The following is a 17,894-nucleotide window of genomic DNA, read 5'->3' as shown; positions in this document are numbered from 1 at the left end:
GTGTGACGGTAGATGGAGAACGAGGAAAAGCTTCGCGATTACCTCAAGCAGATAACCGCCAAGCTGCGCCGGACCCGGCAGGTTCTGCGGGACGAGAAGGAGCGGAACCGGGAACCGATCGCGATTGTCGGCATGGGGTGCCGGTATCCGGGCGGAGTGGACAGCCCGGAGCGTCTGTGGGAGCTGCTGGCCGGCGGTGGGGACGCCATTTCGGGCTTTCCGCAGGACCGCGGCTGGGACATGACGGAGCTGTTCGACCCGGATCCCGACAATCCCGGCACGTCGTACGTCCAAGAGGGTGGCTTTCTGCACGGTGCGGCGGAGTTCGATCCGCGGTTCTTCGGGATCAGCCCGCGTGAGGCGCTGGCGATGGACCCCCAGCAGCGGCTGCTGCTGGAGGTCTCCTGGGAGGCGGTGGAGCGCGCCGGCATCGACCCGGAAACCCTGCGCGGCTCCCTGACCGGCGTGTTCGCGGGGGCCGCCTCGTCGGGGTATCTGCAGAGCAGCGCCGGGCTGCTGGGCTCGGAACCGCATCTGATCACCGGCAATGTGTCCAGTGTGATCTCCGGCCGGGTCTCGTACACGCTCGGCCTGGAGGGCCCGGCCGTCACGCTGGACACCGCGTGTTCGTCGTCGCTGGTGGCGCTGCACCTGGCCTGCCAGGCACTGCGGGCGGGGGAGTGCACCATGGCCCTGGCCGGTGGTGTCATGGTGATGGCGGACCCCGGCGAGTTCATCGGCTTCTCACGGCAGCGGGTGCTGGCCGCGGACGGGCGCTGCAAGGCGTTCTCGGCCGACGCCGACGGTATGGGCATTGCCGAGGGCGCCGGTGTGCTCGTGGTGGAGCGGCTCTCGGACGCGCGGCGCAACGGCCACCAGGTGCTCGCCGTGATCCGTGGCAGCGCCGTCAACCAGGACGGCGCCAGCAATGGCCTGACCGCCCCGAACGGCCCGTCCCAACAGCGGGTGATCCGTGCCGCGTTGGCCAACGCCCGGCTGTCCGCGAGTGATGTGGACGCGGTGGAGGCGCACGGCACCGGTACGGAACTGGGTGACCCCATCGAGGCGCAGGCACTGCTGGCGACCTACGGCCAGGGGCGGCCGGAGGAGCGGCCGCTGTGGTTGGGCTCGGTGAAGTCCAACATCGGTCATCCGCAACAGGCCGCCGGTATCGCCGGCGTCATGAAGATGGTGCTGGCGCTCCGGCATGGCGAGCTGCCGCGGACCTTGCATGTCGGTGAGCCGTCGCCGCATGTGGACTGGTCGGCGGGTGAGGTGCGGTTGCTCAACGAGGCGCGGCCGTGGGCGGCGGGTGAGCACCCGCGGCGGGCGGGTGTGTCGGCGTTCGGTATCAGCGGCACCAACGCCCATGTGATTCTTGAAGAGGCGCCGGCGCCTGGTGTTCAGGCAGATGACGGTGCCGGGACGGACGGCTCCGCGGAGTCGGCGGAGCCGGCGCAGGCTGCGGTGCCGGCGCCGTTGCCCGTGTTGTCCGACACCGGGCTGTCGGCATGGCTGGTCTCCGGACGCACCGCGGACGGCCTGGCGGCACAGGCGGGCCGGCTGCGCGAGTTCGCCCTCGCCCGTCCCGAGCTCGAACCGGCCGATGTGGCCTGGTCCTTGGCCACAACCCGCTCGACGTTCGAACACCGCGCGGTGCTGCAGGGCACCAACCGCGAGGAACTCGCCACAGCACTCGCCGCGTTGGCGACCGGCCGACCCGCTCCCGGCGTGGTCACCGGCGCCCTTCCGGCCGACGGCGCCGGACGCGGCCGGGTGGTGTTCGTCTTCCCTGGTCAGGGCAGTCAGTGGCTGGGGATGGGTCGTGAACTGTGTGCTGTGTCACCGGTGTTCGCGTCCCGGTTGGCTGAGTGTGGGCGGGCTTTGGCCCCGTATGTGGACTGGTCGTTGGATGATGTTCTGGCGGGTGCGGAGGGTGCGCCGGAGCTGGTGACGGCGGATGTGGTGCAGCCTGCGTTGTGGGCGGTGATGGTGTCGTTGGCCGCTGTCTGGCAGGCCGCCGGCGTCACTGCGGATGCGGTGGTCGGCCATTCTCAGGGTGAGATAGCCGCGGCCTGTGTGGCCGGGGCGCTCTCCTTGGACGACGGTGCTCGTGTGGTGGCGTTGCGTTCCCGGGCGCTGACCGCTTTGGCGGGTCGTGGTGGGATGTTGTCGGTGGCCGAGCCGGCTGTTCGCGTGCGGGACCGGATTGCTGCCTGGGGTGAGCGGGTCTCCGTCGCGGCGGTCAACGGGCCGGCGGCCACCGTGGTTTCCGGTGAGCCGGAGGCGCTGGAGGAACTGGCCGCCGCCTGTGAGCAGGACGGTGTCCGCGCCCGCCTGATCCCGGTCGACTACGCCTCCCACAGCGCCCAGGTCGAAACCCTCCACGAGGAGATCCTGACCCTGCTCCAGGGCATCACACCGGGTCCGGTACAGCTCCCGATGATCTCGGCGATGACCGGGGAGATGCTGGCCGGCCCCGAGATGGACCCGGCGTACTGGTACGCCAGTCTCCGGGAGTCGGTGGAGTTCGACCGAGCCATCCGCACTCTTGTGGAGACCGGGCACCGCACCTTCATCGAGGTGTCGCCGCACCCGGTGCTGACCGGGGCGATCACCGACACGACCGAGGACGTCTTCCGGGCGGCGGAGGGCGGCGAGACCGCCGCGTCCACCGTGCCCGCGTCCACCGTGTTCGGCACGCTGCGTCGTGACGACGGCGGCGCGGGCCGCCTGTTGACGTCGCTGGCCGAGGCGCACGTCCAGGGCGCCACCGTGGACTGGACGACGGTCCTGGAACACGGCCGCCAGGTCGAGCTGCCCACCTACGCCTTCCAGCACCAGCGCTACTGGCCGCAGGCCACCGAGGCCGCCGACCCGGCCGTCGCGCGGGACGCCGGTGGTGCCGAGACCGGCGCCGAGGCCCGGTTCTGGGCCGCGGTCGAGGACGGCAATCTGCGGGAGATCACGGATGCGCTGGCCGTTGACGAGCACCAGCCCCTGAACGAGCTGCTCCCGGCGTTGGCGTCGTGGCGGCGTCGGCAGCAGGATGATGCGGCGGTGGCGGACTGGCGTTATGGGATTACGTGGGTGCCGGTTGCCGAGCCTGCTTCGGCGGTGTTGTCGGGGACGTGGCTGGTGGTGGCTCCGTCCGGCCGTGCGGATGACGCGGTGGTGCGGGGTTGTGTGCGGGCGCTGGGTGAGCGTGGTGCCGAGGTGGTGCTGGTCGAGACGGGCCCGGGTGAGGTGGACCGTGTGGCGTTGGCCGGCCGGCTTGCCGAAGCCGCGTCCGGCGAGGGCGGGGTTCGGGCGAGTGGTGTGGTGTCGCTGTTGGCGTTGGACGAGGGGCCGTTGGCGGAGTTCCCGGTGGTGGACCATGGTCTGGCGGGGACGCTGGGCCTGGTTCAGGCACTGGGCGACCGCGGTATCGACGCCCCGCTGTGGGTGCTGACCCAGGGCGCGGTGGCGACGGGTCCGGAAGAGGCACCGGCCAGTCTTCGCCAGGCGCAGGTCTGGGGCCTGGGCCGTACCGTAGGTCTGGAACACCCGGACCGTTGGGGTGGGTTGGTCGACCTGCCGCTGACGTGGGACGACCGTACCGCCACCCGCCTGTGCGCGCTGCTGACCGGCGCCGGCGGCGAGGACCAGGTGGCGCTGCGCCCGGCTGGTGTGCTGGCCCGTCGCCTGATGCGTGCCCCGCTGCCGTCGGAGAGCCGTACGCCGTGGCGCCCGCAGGGCTCGGTGTTGATCACTGGTGGTACGGGTGGGATCGGTGGTCATACGGCGCGGTGGCTGGCAGGCCGGGGTGCGCCTCGTTTGGTGCTGACCAGTCGTTCGGGTCCGGCGGGCTCGGGTGTGGCCGGGCTGGCCGCGGAGTTGGCGGCGTTGGGTTCCCGGGTGGACGTGGTGGCCTGTGACATGGCGGAGCGGTCGCAGGTCGCCGGGGTGGTGGAACGGATCGCCTCCCGGGGACCGGCGTTGTGTGGCGTGGTCCACAGTGCCGGTGTGGGTGAGGCTCTGGCGTTGGCGGACGCATCCGTGGTCGATGTGGCGCGGGTGTGCGCGGTCAAGACGGCCGGCGCGCGGTGGCTGGACGAGCTGACGGCCGGCCTGGAGTTGGACGCGTTCGTGTTGTTCTCCTCCATCGCGGCGACGTGGGGCAGCAGTGCACAGCCGGGCTATGCGGCGGCCAACGCTTACCTGGATGCGTTGGCGGAGAGCCGTCGGGCCCGGGGTTTGGCGGCGACGTCGGTGGCCTGGGGGTTGTGGGGTGGCGGCGGTATGGGTGGTGGTTCGACGGGTGAGGCGTTGCGTCGTCTGGGCCTGCGGGTGATGGAACCCGCCCTCGGCACCCGTGCGTTGGCGCAGGCAGTCGATGGTGGCGACACCGCGATCACCGTGGTGGACGTGGACTGGGAACGTTTCGTCCCTACCTTTACTCTGCGTCGGGACAGCAGGCTGATCGGTTCGCTGCCGGAGGTGCGGCGTGTCCTGGCGGCCGATGCGGCACCGGAAGGCGGGAGTGGCCAGGCGCGGGGTGAGTTGGGGCAGCGGCTCGCAGGTATGCCGCGGGCCGAGCAGGACCGGGTGCTGACGGACCTGGTCCGGGCCGAAGCCGCCGCCGTCCTCGGATACCCCACCACCGACGCCGTCGAACCGGGCCGGGCCTTCAAGGAACTCGGCTTCGACTCGGTGACCGCGGTCGAATTCCGCAACCGCCTCAATACCGCGACGCAGCTGCAACTGCCTGCCACGGTCGTGTTCGACTACCCGGCGTCGGCGGTGCTCGCCGACTACCTCCGGGGCGAACTGCTCGGCGCCCGTGCCGAGTCCGGCGCCGCCACACCCGTCATGACGGCGGCGGCACCCGGCGAACCCATCGCGATCGTGGGCATGGGCTGCCGCCTCCCCGGCGGAGTGGCCACCCCGGAACAGCTCTGGGACCTGGTCGCGGCCGGCACCGACGCGCTCTCCGAATTCCCGCAGGACCGTGGTTGGGAAGCGGCCGGCGACACCGGCAACTACGCCCGGGTGGGCGGTTTCGTCCACGACGCGGGCGAGTTCGACGCCGGGTTCTTCGGCATCAGCCCGCGCGAGGCGCTGGCGATGGACCCGCAACAGCGGATACTGCTGGAGGTCGCCTGGGAGGCCGTGGAACGGGCCGGGATCAACCCGACGGCGCTGCGCGGCTCCCAGACGGGTGTGTTCGTCGGCGCGAACTTCTCCGGCTACGGATCGGGCCTGACCGGAGGGGACACCGGGTCGGAGGGATATCTGCTGACCGGTGGCGTGACCGCTGTGATCTCCGGCCGGGTCTCCTACACGATGGGCCTGGAGGGCCCGGCGGTGACCATGGACACCGCCTGCTCGTCCTCGATGGTGGCACTGCACCAGGCATGCCAGTCACTGCGGTCCGGGGAGAGCACGATGGCCCTGGCCGGCGGCGTCGCCGTCATGGTGACCCCAGGCGCGTATGCCGAGTTCTCCCAGCAGCAGGGGATGGCCGCCAACGGCCGCTGCAAGCCGTTCTCGGCCGACGCGGACGGTATCGGCTGGGCCGAGGGCGCGGGCGTCCTGGTACTGGAGCGGCTGTCGGAGGCGCGCCGCAACGGGCACCAGGTACTCGCCGTGATCCCCGGCAGCGCCATGAACCAGGACGGCGCCAGCAACGGCCTGACCGCGCCGAACGGCCCCTCGCAGCAGCGGGTGATCCGCGCCGCGCTGGCCAATGCCCAGCTGTCGACGCACGATGTCGACGCGGTGGAGGCACACGGCACCGGTACGACCCTCGGTGACCCGATCGAGGCACAGGCACTGCTGGCGACGTACGGGCAGGGGCGTGCCGAGGACCGGCCGCTGTGGCTGGGGTCGCTCAAGTCGAACATCGGTCACGCCCAGGCGGCCTCCGGCATCGTCGGTGTGATCAAGATGGTGCTGGCCCTGCAGCACGGCGAGCTGCCCAGGACGCTGTACGCGGAGGAGCCGTCGCCGCATGTGGACTGGTCGGTGGGCCAGGTGCGGCTGCTGACCGAGGCGCGGCCGTGGCCCGAGGGTGAGCAGCCGCGGCGCGCCGGGGTGTCGGCGTTCGGCGTCAGCGGAACCAATGTGCATGTGATCGTCGAAGAGCCTCCCGCCGACGTGAAGGAAGAGGCTCCCACCGGCGTGGACGAGGGGGCGCCCGCCGCGGAGCGTCAGCGTCCGGAACCGGTGCTGGCGGGCGCCGACGTGTCGGCGTGGCTGGTGTCGGGCCGGTCGGCGGAAAGCCTGGCGGCGCAGGCGGGCCGTCTGCGGGAGTACACGCTCGCCCGCCCGTCCCTCCAACCTGCCGATGTGGCCTGGTCGTTGGCGACGATGCGGGCGACGTTCGAGCAGCGGGCCGTGGTGACCGGCGAGGGTCGGGAGGCGCTCGCGGCCGGACTGGCGGCAGTCGCCACCGGCCAGCCCGCCGCCGGCGTGGTGACGGGCACCGCCGCGGCCGGCGGCGCGGGCCGGGTGGCGTTCGTCTTCCCGGGGCAGGGCAGTCAGTGGCTGGGCATGGGCCGTGAACTGCGCGAGAGCAGCCCGGTGTTCGCGTCCCGGCTGGCCGAGTGCGAGCGCGCACTGGCCCCGTATGTGGACTGGGCGCTCGACGACGTCCTGGCCGGTGCCGACGGTGCGCCCGCGCTGGAGACGGCGGATGTGGTGCAGCCTGCGCTGTGGGCGGTGATGGTTTCCCTGGCCGCCGTCTGGCAGGCCGCCGGTGTCACGCCGGATGCCGTGATCGGTCACTCGCAGGGCGAGATCGCCGCCGCCTGCGTCGCCGGGATCCTGTCCCTGGACGACGCGGCCCGGGTGGTGGCCCTGCGCTCCAAGGCGTTGAAGCCGCTGGCGGGCCGTGGCGGCATGCTCTCGGTGGCCGAACCCGCCGACCGGGTACGGGAACGGCTTGCCCCATGGGGTGAGCGGGTCTCCGTCGCGGCGGTCAACGGCCCGGCGGCCACCGTGGTCTCCGGTGAGCCGGAGGCCCTGGAGGAACTGGCCGCCGTCTGCGAACAGGACGGCGTCCGCGCCCGGCTGATCCCGGTCGACTACGCCTCCCACAGCGCGCAGGTCGACGCCCTGGAGCAGGAGATCCTCAAGGCCCTCCAGGGCATCACCCCCACCGAAGCCCACCTCCCGATGGTCTCCGCCATGACCGGCGAGACGCTGGCCGGCCCCGAGATGGACGCGACGTACTGGTACGCCAGCCTGCGCGCCCCCGTGGAGTTCGACCGGGCCGTGCGCACGCTCGCGCAGGCCGGGCACCGTACCTTCGTCGAGGTGTCGCCGCACCCGGTGCTGACCGCGGCGATCACCGACACCACTGAGGACGCCGGCCTGTCCGCCCCGCTGATCACGGGCACGCTGCGGCGCGACGACGGCGGCGCGGCCCGTCTGCTGCTCTCGTTCGCCGAGGCGCATGTCCAGGGCGCCACGGTGGACTGGACGGCGGTCCTGGAGCACGGCCGACAGGTCGAACTCCCCACCTACGCCTTCCAGCGCCGGCACTTCTGGGCGTTGCCGGCCCCCGACGGGGCGGACGACGCCGCCCCGGCCGACAAGGGCGCCGCGACCGCGGCCGAGGAGCAGTTCTGGGCCGCCGTCGAAGCGGGCGACCTCCGGGAGCTCGCGGACACCCTGGACGTCGACGACCAGCGGCTCGGTGAGGTGCTGCCCGCACTGGCGTCCTGGCGGCGCCGGGAGCGCGACGACTCGACGGTCGCGGACTGGCGGTACCGCGTCTCCTGGACGCCGATGCCCGAACCCGCCTCGGCCGTGCTCTCCGGCACCTGGCTGCTGGCCGTCCCGGCCGGACAGGCCGACACCGAACCGGCCCGGAACTGCGCGCAGGCGCTGGCCGACCGCGGCGCCCGGGTCGTCGTCGCCGAGATCGAGCCGACCGGCGTCGAGCGGCTGGACCGTGCGGCGCTGGCCGACCGGCTCGCCGAGGCCATGGCCGGCGAGGCCCGGGCGACCGGCGTGGTGTCCCTGCTGGCGCTGGACGAGGCACCGCTCACCGACGTGCCGGTGGTGAACCGCAGCGTCGCCGGCACCCTGACCCTCGTCCACGCGCTGGGCGACGCGGGCCTGTCCGCTCCGCTCTGGGTCCTCACGCGGGGCGCGGTGGCGACCGGCGCCGCCGAGGGCCTGAGCAGTCCGGTTCAGGCGCAGGTCTGGGGCCTGGGGCGGGTGGTCGGCCTCGAACTCCCGGAGCGCTGGGGCGGACTGATCGACCTGCCGCCGGTGTGGGACGAGCGCACCGCCACCCGCCTGTGCGCGGTGCTGGCCGACGGCGCCGAGGACCAGGTCGCGGTACGCCCGGCCGGGATCGTCGCCCGGCGCCTGGTCCGTGCCTCCCAGCCCCCGGCCGACCGCCGGCCCTGGCAGCCGCGCGGCACGGCGCTGGTCACCGGCGGCACCGGGCAGGTCGGCCCGTACCTGCTGCGGTGGCTGGCCGAACGCGGCACCGAGCACCTGGTGATGACCAGCCGCTCCGGACCCACCGCGGCCTCCGCGGCGCTGGCCGCCGCACTGGCCGAGGCGGGCGCCCGGGTCACCATGGTGGCCTGCGATGTCGCGGAACGTGCCGAGGTCGCCGGGCTGCTGGACCGGATCGCCGCGGACGGCCCGCCGCTGCGCGCCGTGCTGCACGCCGCCAACGCGGTGGAGCTGACACCCGTGGACGGCACCGGCATGAAGGACCTGACGCTGGCGCTGGGCGCGAAGGTGGCCGGCGCGGTGTGGCTGGACGAGCTGACCGCCGATCTGGAGCTGGATGCGTTCGTCCTGTTCTCGTCGATCGCGGCGACCTGGGGCAGCGGCGAGCACGCCGCATACGCCGCGGGAAACGCGTTCCTGGACGCACTGGCCGTGCACCGCCGCGGCCGCGGACTGCCCGCCACGTCGGTTGCCTGGGGTGTCTGGGACACCCGTGACTGGGATGCGGTGAACGCCGTGGTGCCCGATCTGCCGGGCACCATCACCCCGGCCAGGCTGCTGCGGCAGGGCATGAGCTTCCTCAACCCGGAGCGTGCGCTGACCGCGCTGGACCAGGCCCTGTCCGACGACGAGACCTTCCTGGCCGTCGCCGACGTGGACTGGGCCAAGTTCGCCCCGGTCTTCAACGCCATGCGGGCCTGGCCGCTGCTCGACGGCCTCCCCGAGGTGCGGCAGGAACAGGCGGCCCCCGCGCAGCCCGCCGTCTCCGACGAGGCCGGAGAACTGGCCCGGCGCATGGCCGGTCTGACCGCCGCGGAGCGGGAACGGGCGGTCGTCGACGTGGTCCGCAGCCACGCGGCCGCCGTCCTGGGACACGCCTCCCCGCAGGACCTGCCGGCCGGCCGGGCCTTCCGCGAAGTGGGCTTCGACTCCCTCACCGCGGTCGAACTGCGCAACCGGCTCAACGCCGCCACCGGGCTGCAACTGCCGCCCACCATGATTTTCGACTACCCCACCCCCGCAGCAATGGCCGCGTTCCTGCGGACGGAGATGTCCGCCAGGCAAACCGGCCGACTGCCGGTCATGGAAGAACTGGAGAAGCTCGGCAGCACGCTGTCGTCGGAAACCCTCGATGACGAGATGAGGCACACCATCGCAGCCCGCCTGGAATCCCTCACCAGGGAACTCCGCGCCAAGATCGCCGACGAGCCGTCGGGCGCTCGCGAGCTGGACGCGAAAACGGCCGCGGAGATGTTCGACCTCGTGGACGAAGAACTCAACGACCCCGATTTTGACTGACAACACACGTAACACACGTACCAGGCAGGCCAGAGGGTGTGACGGTAGATGGAGAACGAGGAAAAGCTTCTCGATTACCTCAAGCAGGTAACCGCCAAGCTGCGCCGGACCCGCCAGCTACTCCGCGAGGAGAAGGAACGGGACCGCGAGCCGATCGCGATCGTCGGCATGGGGTGCCGGTATCCGGGCGGGGTGGACGGCCCGGAGCGGCTGTGGGAACTGCTGGCCGCGGGCGGCGATGCGGTTTCCGGCTTCCCGCAGGACCGCGGCTGGGACATGACGGGCCTGTTCGACCCGGATCCCGACAACCCCGGCACGTCGTACGTCCAGGAGGGCGGCTTCCTCCAGGGCGCGGCGGAGTTCGATCCGCGGTTCTTCGGGATCAGCCCGCGTGAGGCGCTGGCGATGGACCCCCAGCAGCGCCTGTTGCTGGAGATCTCCTGGGAGGCGGTCGAGCGCGCCGGCATCGACCCGGAGACCCTGCGCGGCTCCCTCACCGGAGTCTTCGCCGGGGCGACGTACTCGGGCTACGGGGAGGGGCTGATCCAGGCGGACAGCGGGGCAGAGGGGTATCTGCTGACCGGCAACGCGGGCAGTGTGATCTCCGGCCGGGTCTCGTACACGCTGGGACTGGAGGGCCCGGCGGTGACGATCGACACCGCGTGTTCGTCGTCGCTGGTCGCACTGCACCAGGCATGCCTGGCACTGCGGGCGGGGGAGTGCACCATGGCCCTGGCCGGCGGGGTGATGGTGATGTCCTCCCCGGCCGAGTTCGTGGGCTTCTCGCGCCAGCGGGTGCTGGCCGCGGACGGGCGCTGCAAGGCGTTCTCGGCCGACGCCGACGGTATGGGTATTGCCGAGGGTGCCGGCGTGGTGCTGCTGGAGCGGCTCTCGGACGCGCGGCGCAACGGCCACCAGGTGCTCGCCGTGATCCGCGGCAGCGCCGTCAACCAGGACGGCGCCAGCAATGGCCTGACCGCCCCGAACGGCCCGTCCCAACAGCGGGTGATCCGTGCCGCGTTGGCCAACGCCGGACTGTCCGCGAGTGATGTGGACGCGGTGGAGGCGCACGGCACCGGTACGGAACTGGGTGACCCCATCGAGGCGCAGGCACTGCTGGCGACCTACGGCCAGGGGCGGCCGGAGGAGCAGCCGCTGTGGTTGGGCTCGGTGAAGTCCAACATCGGTCATCCGCAACAGGCCGCCGGTATCGCCGGCGTCATCAAGATGGTGCTCGCCCTGCGCAACGGGCTGCTGCCGGCCACCTTGCATGCCGGTGAGCCGTCGCCGCATGTGGACTGGTCGGCGGGTGAGGTGCGGTTGCTCAACGAGGCGCGGCCGTGGGCGGCGGGTGAGCAGCCGCGGCGGGCGGGTGTGTCGGCGTTCGGCATCAGCGGCACCAACGCCCATGTGATTCTTGAAGAGGCGCCGGCGCCTGGTGCCCAGGCAGATGACGACGCCGGGACGGACGGCTCCGCGGAGTCGGCGGAGCCGGCGCAGGCTGCGGTGCCGGCGCTGTCGGGTTCGGCGGCGTCTGCATGGCTGGTGTCGGGCCGGTCGGCGGAGGGCCTGGCGGCGCAAGCGGGCCGGCTGCGCGAGTTCGCCCTCGCCCGTCCCGAGCTCGAACCGTCCGACGTGGCCTGGTCTTTGGCCACAACCCGCTCGGCATTCGAGCACCGTGCCGTGGTCACCGGCACCGACCGGGCGGAACTCGCTGCCGCGCTCGCCGCCGTCGCCACCGGCCGGCCTGCCGCCGGTGTGACAACGGGCGTCAGCGCACCGGACGGCACGGACCGCACGGTGTTCGTCTTCCCGGGGCAGGGCAGTCAGTGGCTGGGCATGGGCCGTGAACTGTGTGCTGTGTCACCGGTGTTCGCGTCCCGGTTGGCTGAGTGTGGGCGGGCTTTGGCCCCGTATGTGGACTGGTCGTTGGATGATGTTCTGGCGGGTGCGGAGGGTGCGCCGGAGCTGGTGACGGCGGATGTGGTGCAGCCTGCGTTGTGGGCGGTGATGGTGTCGTTGGCCGCTGTCTGGCAGGCCGCCGGCGTCACTGCGGATGCGGTGGTCGGCCATTCTCAGGGTGAGATAGCCGCGGCCTGTGTGGCCGGGGCGCTCTCCTTGGACGACGGTGCGCGTGTGGTGGCGTTGCGTTCCCGGGCGCTGACCGCTCTGGCGGGCCGGGGCGGCATGCTCTCCGTCGCCGAACCCGCCGACCGGGTACGGGAACGGCTCGCCCCATGGGGTGAGCGGGTCTCCGTCGCAGCGGTCAACGGCCCGGCGGCCACCGTGGTCTCCGGTGAGCCGGAGGCCCTGGAGGAACTGGCCGCCGCCTGTGAGCAGGACGGTGTCCGCGCCCGCCTGATCCCGGTCGACTACGCCTCCCACAGCGCCCAGGTCGAAACCCTCGAACGGGAGATCCTGGAAGCCCTGGACGGCATCACGCCGGACCAGGCCCGGATCCCGATCATCTCGGCGATGAGCGGTGCCACGCTGACCGGCCCCGAGATGGACCCGAGGTACTGGTACGCCAGCCTGCGCGCACCGGTGGAGTTCGACCGAGCCATCCGCACCCTCGCACAGACCGGGCACCACGCCTTCATCGAAGTGTCGCCGCACCCGGTGCTGACCGGGGCGATCGCCGACACCATCGAGGACACCGGTACGCCCGCGCCGCTGATCACGGGCACCCTCCGACGCGACGACGGCGGCGCGGGCCGCCTGTTGACGTCACTGGCCGAGGCACACGTCCACGGTGTCGCGGTGGACTGGACGGCAGTGCTGCGGCCCGGGCGGCAGATCGGCCTGCCGACGTACGCCTTCCAGCGTCAGCGCTACTGGCCGCAGGCCACGGCGGAGCTCACGCAGCCCGAGGCACCCGCGGGCGCGGGCAGTGCGGCCGAGGCGGAGTTCTGGGCCGCTGTCGAGGACGGCAGGCTCCAGGAGCTCGCTGACACCCTGGCGGTCGACGAGGCGCGGCCGTTCAACGAGGTCGTGCCGGCGTTGGCGTCGTGGCGGCGTCGGCAGCAGGATGATGCGGCGGTGGCGGACTGGCGTTATGGGATTACGTGGGTGCCGGTTGCCGAGCCTGCTTCGGCGGTGTTGTCGGGGACGTGGCTGGTGGTGGCTCCGTCCGACCGTGTGGATGACGCGGTGGTGCGGGGTTGTGTGCGGGCGCTGGGTGAGCGTGGTGCCGAGGTGGTGCTGGTCGAGACGGGCCCGGGTGAGGTGGACCGTGCGGCGTTGGCCGGCCGGCTTGCCGAAGCCGCGTCCGGCGAGGCCCAGGCGACCGGCGTGGTGTCGCTGTTGGCGTTGGACGAGGGGCCGTTGGCGGAGTTCCCGGTGGTGGACCACGGTCTGGCGGGGACGCTGGGCCTGGTTCAGGCACTGGGCGACCGCGGCATCGACGCCCCGCTGTGGGTACTGACCCAGGGCGCGGTGACCACCGGCCCGGGGGACGAGCTGACCAGCTTGCCGCAGGCACAGGTCTGGGCCCTCGGCCGGGTCGCCGGCCTCGAACACCCGGACCGTTGGGGTGGGTTGGTCGACCTGCCGTCGACGTGGGACGACCGTGCCGCCACCCGCTTGTGCGCGCTGCTGACCGGCGCCGGCGGCGAGGACCAGGTGGCGCTGCGCCCGGCAGGAGCGGTAGCCCGTCGCCTGGTGCGTGCTGAGCCCAGGCATACCCCGGAGGGTGAGTGGCGCCCGCAGGGCTCGGTGTTGATCACTGGTGGTACTGGTGGGATCGGTGGTCATACGGCGCGGTGGCTGGCGGGCCGGGGTGCGCCGCGTTTGGTGTTGACCAGTCGCTCGGGCCCGGCGGGCTCGGGTGTGGCCGAACTGGCCGCGGAGCTGGCAGCGCGTGGCTCCCGGGTGGACGTGGTGGCCTGTGACATGGCGGAGCGGTCGCAGGTCGCCGGGGTGGTGGAACGGATCGCGTCCCGGGGACCGGCGTTGTGTGGCGTGGTCCACAGTGCCGGTGTGGGTGAGGCTCTGGCGTTGGTGGACGCATCCGTGGCCGATGTGGCGCGGGTGTGCGCGGTCAAGACTGCCGGCGCGCGGTGGCTGGACGAGCTGACCGCCGACCTGGAGTTGGACGCGTTCGTGTTGTTCTCCTCCATCGCGGCGACGTGGGGCAGCAGCGTGCAGCCGGGCTATGCGGCGGCCAACGCTTACCTGGATGCGTTGGCGGAGAGCCGTCGGGCCCGGGGTTTGGCGGCGACGTCGGTGGCCTGGGGGTTGTGGGGTGGCGGGGGTATGGGTGGTGGTTCGACGGGTGAGGCGTTGCGTCGTCTGGGCCTGCGGGTGATGGAACCCGCCCTCGGCACCCGTGCGTTGGCGCAGGCAGTCGATGGTGGCGACACCGCGATCACCGTGGTGGACGTGGACTGGGAACGTTTCGTCCCTACCTTTACTCTGCGTCGGGACAGCAGGCTGATTGGTTCGCTGCCGGAGGTGCGGCGTGTCCTGGCGGCCGATGCGGCACCGGAAGGCGGAAGTGGCCAGGCGCGGGGTGAGTTGGGGCAGCGGCTCGCAGGTATGCCGCGGGCTGAGCAGGACCGGGTGCTGACGGACCTGGTCCGGGCCGAAGCCGCCGCCGTCCTCGGATACCCCACCACCGACGCCGTGACGCCCGATGTCAGCTTCCTGGAGCTGGGTCTGGACTCGCTGACGGCGGTCGAGTTGCGGAAGCGGCTCAACACCGCCACCGGGCTGCGACTGGCGGGCACCGTGGCGTTCGACTACCCCACACCGGCGATCCTGGCGTCACAGCTGGGCTCGGAGCTGTCCGCGACGGGACTGCTCAACGCCGCCGACGGCCCGCACCACGTGGCCGACGGCGGCTACGACCGGCGTCGCTACCTCACGGCCGCGGACGCGGCGTCGGACGCCGGCGCGCTGCCGGACTCCCTCAGCGGGCTGTTCGTACGGGCCGCCGCCCGGTCCGGCGCGGCGGACGCGGTCATGGGGCAGGTGAAGGACCTGGCTGCGCTCCGTTCGACGTTTACCACCACGGCCGAACTCGCGAAGATACCTCAGCCGGTTCCGGTCTCCCGGGGTGCCGCATCACCTGGTCTGCTCTGTTTCCCGTCGTTCGCCGGGAGTTCGGACGCCCAGGAATTCGCGCGCTTTGCCGCGGGCTTCCGCGGAAGCCGGGAGGTGTCGGTCATTCCCACCCCTGGCTTTGTCGCCGGGGAGCCGCTGGCCGCCACCGCCGAGGCGCTGATCGAACTGCACACCGACAACGTCCGGAAGTCCGGATGCGCCGAACCCTTCGTACTGGTGGGACGTTCCTCGGGCGGAATGGTCGCGCACGAGGTGGCGGCTCGCCTGGCGGAGATCGGCATGCCACCGGCGGGCGTGGTGCTCATCGACACCTACTCGCCCACGGCAGAGGAAATGCCCGACGACATCATGTCCAGGCTTCCCGCAGTGGCCCTCGGCGACAGCGAACAGCAGGGAAACGCGGGCGGCGACGCCTGGTTCACCGCCATGGCGCACTACTACTCACTGGACTGGCGGGCACTGACCGCAACGGACCTGCCGACACTGCTGATCCGGGCCGCGGACGCGGTGACGGATACGCCGGAATCCGGCGAACTCCAGCGCGCCTCCTGGGAATTCTCCAGCCGCGTCACCGCCGTGGACGTGCCGGGGGACCACTTCAGCATGATGGGCGACCACGCGGACAGCACGGCCCGGGCCGTCAACGACTGGCTCACCACGCTGGATCAGCTCAGCTGACCGCACAGGGGCCACCGGGAGCCACCGGTCCGTGCGGGCCGAACACAACGATCCGAATACAACGATCCGACCGAAGCGAAACGAAATGTGATGGCGATGAGCGCTGACTACACGAACCACCGGCTCGCCATTCTGGGCGCCGGTGTCATGGGAACGAATATCGCGGCACTGGCCCTCGGGCACGGCGTCCCGGTCGTGCTGATCGACGTCAGCGCGGATGTGCTGGCCGGGGCCCGCAGGACCATCGCGCAGAAGCTCCGGCACGCCCAGCTGATGGGCTCGCTGCCGGCGGACCGGCCGCAGGGCGAGCTGACGACCGGCCTGTCCCCGCGCGATGCCGCCGATGCGACGACGGTCATCGAGGCGGTGACCGAACTGCCCGGGACCAAGGCCGAAGTGCTCGCCGAGGTATCTGCGGTCGTCCGCCCCGGCACCCTGCTGATTTCCAACACCTCGTGCATTCCGATCGACGAGATGGCCGCCTCGGTGGCTCGCCCCGAAGAGCTCGTCGGTGTTCACTTCATGAATCCCGCCTACCTCATTACGATGGTGGAAATCATCCGCGGTTCCGGCACGAGCGACCGGACGATGGAGGCGGTCACCGAACTCCTGACGGCACTCGGCCGCAAGGGCCTCGTCGTACGCGACGCTCCGGGTTTCGTCATCAACCGGCTGCTGCATCCGCTCATCAACAGCGCCGCCGCACTCGTGGCGGAGGGCGTCGCCTCCGTCGAGGTGGTGGACGGTCTCCTGGAGGGCTGTCTGGGCCACTCGACCGGCCCGCTGCGCACCGCGGACCTGATCGGAATCGACAATCTCGTCGACTCGCTCAACGTCCTTTACGAGCGCACCGGTGACGAACTCTGCAAGCCCAGCGAACTGATGCTGGAAAAAGTAAGGGAAGGAAGTCTGGGCCGTAAGACCGGCCGCGGCTTCTACGACTACGCCAGGGGGGTCTGATGACCACTGACCAGAACACCACGACGGCGCCGCCCACCGCGGAGGAAATCGAGCGCGGACTGCTCGCGTTCCTCTCCGAGCGCCTCAAGACCACGGTGACGGCGGACCAGGACATTTTCAGCGACGGCCTGGTGACGTCGATGTTCGCCATGCAGCTGGTCGTCCACCTGGAAGAGCAGTACGACATAGCCATCGTCGGCCCGGCGCTGAAACTCGACAACTTCCGTACCGTCGAGGCGATGACCGGCCTGGTCGTACAGCTCCGCGAGACCTCGGCAACCACCGATGACGCCTGACCAACTGGCCGACGAGCGCGCCCTCCTCGGCGAACTCGTCGGCGACCGGCCCGCGGCCTGGGACGTGGCCGGTGAACTCCCCCTCGACCTGCTGCGCACCCTCGGCGCCAAGGGCATCCTCTGCGCGGAGGTCCCGGCGTCCCACGGTGGCCTGGGCGCCGGCAGCCGGGCCAACGGCGAACTCACCGCCTACGCGGGCAGCCTGTGCAGTTCCCTGCGCAGCATCATGACGTCACAGGGGATCGCCGCCTCGACGATCCAGCGGTTCGGCGACCGCGAGCAGCGCAAGCGGTACCTCGCGGAGCTGACCACCGGCCGGCTGGCCGCCGTCGGGTTCAGCGAGCCGGGGGCGGGCAGCGACCTGGCGGCCATGCGGACCCGCCTCCTGCCCAGCGGCGACGACTTCGTCCTCGACGGGCAGAAGATGTGGGTGACCGGCGCACGGTACGCCGATCTGCTGCTGGTCCTCGCCCGGTACGGCGACGACGCGGCCGCCGTCGTGGTGCCGGCCGACGCTCCCGGAGTGCGCATCGAGCCGATCGCCGACCCGATGGGCTGCCGTGCCGCCGGCCACTCACAGGTCCGGCTCGACCAGGTGCGGATCCCCGCGTCCGCCGTGCTCGGCGGTGGCGGCCAGTCGCTGGCGCTGTTGTTCACCACGGCGCTGTCGTACGGCCGGATCTCGGTGGCCTGGGGGTGCGTCGGCATTCTGCGCGCCTGTCTGAGCACCGCGGCCGGGCACGCCAGAAGCCGTGAGCAGTCCGGCCGGCCACTCGCCGACCACCAGCTCGTCGCCGGGCACCTCGCCGACCTCCTCGTCGCCGAGCGGGTGTCCGCCCAGACCTGTGCCGAGGCCAGCCGGAGCTGGGAGTCGGCGTCCCCTGACATGGTGGTCGCGGCCGTGCTGGCCAAGCACGTCAGCGCCGGTCACGCGGCCCGCGGCGCCTCCACGGCGGTGCAGATCCTCGCGTCGGCGGGGGCACAGGACGGCCATGTGGTCGCCCGGGCGTACCGGGACGCGAAGCTGATGGAGATCATCGAAGGCAGCAACGAGATCTGCCGGCTGATCCTGTCGCAGCACGCCGTCGACTCCTTCTGACGTATCCCATGCCGGAGCCGTGAGCCGCCGCGGAACGGCGG

4 protein-coding genes and 1 pseudogene are annotated in these 17,894 nt (G+C 71.8%); all 5 read left to right on the top strand.

Features of this window, described 5'->3' with window-relative positions; all coding sequences use genetic code 11:
* Positions 1-12 precede the first annotated feature (12 nt).
* The 5 genes and pseudogenes from ACRAS8_RS09410 to ACRAS8_RS09390 all read left to right on the top strand — a co-directional run bounded on the left by ACRAS8_RS09410 (position 13) and on the right by ACRAS8_RS09390 (position 17,853).
* Positions 13-9,756: a type I polyketide synthase gene (locus ACRAS8_RS09410; protein ID WP_438485489.1), complete on the top strand. Its 9,744-nt coding sequence runs from the start codon at positions 13-15 to the stop codon at positions 9,754-9,756.
* A gap of 48 nt (positions 9,757-9,804) precedes the next feature.
* Positions 9,805-15,462, top strand: a pseudogene (locus ACRAS8_RS09405) (type I polyketide synthase); the annotation flags it as partial.
* A 132-nt stretch (positions 15,463-15,594) separates the two neighbouring features.
* Positions 15,595-16,458 carry a 3-hydroxyacyl-CoA dehydrogenase family protein gene (locus ACRAS8_RS09400; RefSeq protein ID WP_438485488.1) on the top strand — a complete coding sequence of 288 codons (864 nt, stop codon included), beginning with the start codon at positions 15,595-15,597 and terminating at the stop codon, positions 16,456-16,458.
* Positions 16,458-16,754: an acyl carrier protein gene (locus tag ACRAS8_RS09395; protein WP_438485487.1), complete on the top strand. Its 297-nt coding sequence runs from the start codon at positions 16,458-16,460 to the stop codon at positions 16,752-16,754. Before ACRAS8_RS09400 ends, ACRAS8_RS09395 begins: the two co-directional genes overlap by 1 nt.
* Positions 16,744-17,853 carry an acyl-CoA dehydrogenase family protein gene (locus ACRAS8_RS09390; protein ID WP_438485486.1) on the top strand — a complete coding sequence of 370 codons (1,110 nt, stop codon included), beginning with the start codon at positions 16,744-16,746 and terminating at the stop codon, positions 17,851-17,853. Before ACRAS8_RS09395 ends, ACRAS8_RS09390 begins: the two co-directional genes overlap by 11 nt.
* Positions 17,854-17,894 lie beyond the last annotated feature (41 nt).

The organism is Streptomyces sp. S186 (assembly GCF_051603415.1).
Taxonomy (GTDB): Bacteria; Actinomycetota; Actinomycetes; order Streptomycetales; family Streptomycetaceae; genus Streptomyces.
This window is presented reverse-complemented; position numbering and strand designations above follow the sequence as displayed.

Excerpts from the sequence above, each read along its gene's own strand:
- ACRAS8_RS09400 (WP_438485488.1), top strand. The coding sequence starts at position 15,595 with ATGAGCGCTGACTACACGAACCACCGGCTCGCCATTCTGGGCGCCGGT.
- ACRAS8_RS09395 (WP_438485487.1), top strand. The coding sequence starts at position 16,458 with ATGACCACTGACCAGAACACCACGACGGCGCCGCCCACCGCGGAGGAA.
- ACRAS8_RS09410 (WP_438485489.1), top strand. The coding sequence starts at position 13 with ATGGAGAACGAGGAAAAGCTTCGCGATTACCTCAAGCAGATAACCGCC.
- ACRAS8_RS09390 (WP_438485486.1), top strand. The coding sequence starts at position 16,744 with ATGACGCCTGACCAACTGGCCGACGAGCGCGCCCTCCTCGGCGAACTC.